The 2,101-nt window shown below is 44.9% G+C and carries 5 protein-coding genes; all 5 read right to left on the reverse strand.

The window, feature by feature from the left end; genetic code table 11:
* Window positions 1–88: 88 nt before the first annotated feature.
* From EBR25_13360 to EBR25_13380, 5 genes are read right to left on the reverse strand one after another with little or no spacing between them, the layout of a single operon-like run.
* Window positions 89–295 (reverse strand): hypothetical protein, encoded by a 207-nt coding sequence (locus tag EBR25_13360; protein ID NBW41969.1) that lies wholly within the window; start codon window positions 293–295, stop codon window positions 89–91.
* Window positions 295–588 (reverse strand): hypothetical protein, encoded by a 294-nt coding sequence (locus EBR25_13365; GenBank protein ID NBW41970.1) that lies wholly within the window; start codon window positions 586–588, stop codon window positions 295–297. Before EBR25_13365 ends, EBR25_13360 begins: the two co-directional genes overlap by 1 nt.
* Window positions 589–599: 11 nt before the next feature.
* Window positions 600–1,058 carry a hypothetical protein gene (locus EBR25_13370; GenBank protein ID NBW41971.1) on the reverse strand — a complete coding sequence of 153 codons (459 nt, stop codon included), beginning with the start codon at window positions 1,056–1,058 and terminating at the stop codon, window positions 600–602.
* The gene (locus EBR25_13375) at window positions 1,045–1,266 is read right to left on the reverse strand and encodes a hypothetical protein (GenBank protein NBW41972.1); all 222 of its coding nucleotides are present in this window, start codon (window positions 1,264–1,266) and stop codon (window positions 1,045–1,047) included. Before EBR25_13375 ends, EBR25_13370 begins: the two co-directional genes overlap by 14 nt.
* Window positions 1,263–1,511 carry a hypothetical protein gene (locus tag EBR25_13380; GenBank protein ID NBW41973.1) on the reverse strand — a complete coding sequence of 83 codons (249 nt, stop codon included), beginning with the start codon at window positions 1,509–1,511 and terminating at the stop codon, window positions 1,263–1,265. The genes EBR25_13375 and EBR25_13380 overlap by 4 nt, the downstream gene beginning before the upstream one ends.
* Window positions 1,512–2,101 lie beyond the last annotated feature (590 nt).

The following is a 2,101-nucleotide window of genomic DNA, read 5'->3' on the forward strand; positions in this document are numbered from 1 at the left end:
CTCGTCACAGGTCGTGAAGAAGATTTTCAGACCGCCAAGATAGCCTATATAACATTCCAGACTGTGACCGCAAGCTGGACAATCCATATTACTGACCCCCTTCTGTAAACATTCGCAGAACTAACGCCGCTACTTGGCTGTTATCTAGCTCATCCACGCCTTTATGGCTACCGGTAACCCCGTAAACAGCTAGGCGCACTGTTTTATCAGCTGCGGCCATGCTATTACCGGTGAGCTTTACCATTTCGGCCCGAGCTTTGTCAAGTTTCTTCTGTGTTTCTAGCCACCCGCCCATTAATTAAGCTCCTCTTCCGGGTCAAGGTAGGTCGATATTCCGTCAAATTCGTCTTCTGGTAGAGCGCCAGGACAATATCCAAGCTTTTTCAAGTACTTAACGGTGTCTCGGTCAATATCAGCGCCTTTGATAATCAGCTTCTCGAGAGTTTCTGTTGAGTATGTACCTGGCTTTAGCTCAATCCGCACCATTTGACGGTCGTAATCTAACCTTGAGAGCTTCATATCCCGCATAGAGTGCCATACAGGGATTGTGATAGTAATAGGTTTGTCCGTCTTAATGTTCTTTCTCATGCTTTCTCCTCCTAAAACTCAAACCTAACACCTATAGTGAATCTGTTAAGACCTGCGCTCATATCCAGGTGAAACGGAGTATCGCCTAGTCTCATTCCGCCACGAATAATGTACGCTGTTGGGTCTGTATAAGGTCGTGGGAGCGTATAGTCAATAGCTAATGAGTACTTCGGTAGAGGTGAAGAAACAATACTAGAGTTTGTATCCGTCTTTGTAGTGCTCTCATCATTTATTACAGTCTCAATTACAGTACCGTCTGGACGAGTTTCCTTGCGCTTAGTTGTCTTATTGCGGTCTACTACTTTCTCTACCTCAACTCGCTTCTCTACAACCTCTACTCGTGGGTTCAGAGCCATATATACGACTGTTGCAGATGCTCCAATCGCAATCACGTAGGGTAGTAGCTGGTTTTTCTCTACCTTGAGATGTTTCTTAGCGAGCTCTTTAACCTTTTCCTTACTTATCTTCATCTACATCTCCAAAGACTACAGGAGAGGCCCCAGATGCATGTCTATCGCCCATGTGTTTAGGCTTAAGAGCGATACGTTGAGCAAACATTTGTTCCGCTTCTGCTAGCTCTTTTCGTTTACGCTCCTTTTCCAGCTGCTGTTGCTGATATATTAGTATGAGAAGTAAGCTAATACCAAAGGTAAGTAAGAATAAAAATAAAATAGTCATGTGTCGATTTTTCCTGTCTTTGGATTGTATCTTCCGGCCTCACCAAACCTAACTCTCGCGCCGTTCCCATCGAAACCATGCTGGCTCTCTCTCGGCATCTTGAAAGATGGTGCTGGAAAGTTACGCTTAAGTGTAGGTTTCTGACAGTTATCGCAAGTAAGTGGGCTGTTATCATCCGCTTTCTGCCATTTCTCGACTGTTATCTGACATTCAGTACAGGTGAAGTCATAGATTCGCTCAGTCATACTATCTCCTTTCACAGTCAGTATAAAACACAACGCGCTCGCTGTCAACAATAAGCGGAGAAATATTTTTATAAATAGTTCTTGACTTTTTATTCCGATTGTGTTATACTGCAATTGCTCCGTGAAGAGCGTCTATGGATGGACAATAAACTCCGGGATGCAAATTCCTTTCACTCCCGCGCTAGATTACACGGATGATGAATCCGAGAAGAAGTAAGACTAGCTTCAGGACCAACACCGGATGCGCTGATGAGGCGTGGCAAGTACCCAGGGTAGAGGTTGACAGGGACACAGCGGCGAGGGGCAACCTCGTGTGATAAACTAGCGATTTTTTTTTGGTCGCTAGGGGTAGGGGGAGACTTGCCCAAAGTTCGGAGAGGATAAGAAAAGAGGTTAGATAATAAGTAGTTGGAGCGGTATGAAGCTGCTCCGATTTTTTTTTATGCGGTGTAAAAAAATCTCTTGACAAAGCGGAGAGGTTGTGTTATATATAAGATGAGCGTGACTGGGACCGCGCTCATTGGGGGTTTAGGCCCCCTCTACTTTTTTAGGTCCTTGAGAGGAGAGAGAGATGAGATACGAGGAGATTA

The sequence above is a fragment of the bacterium genome (assembly GCA_009926305.1).
In the GTDB taxonomy this organism is placed as follows: Bacteria; Bdellovibrionota_C; UBA2361; order UBA2361; family RFPC01; genus RFPC01.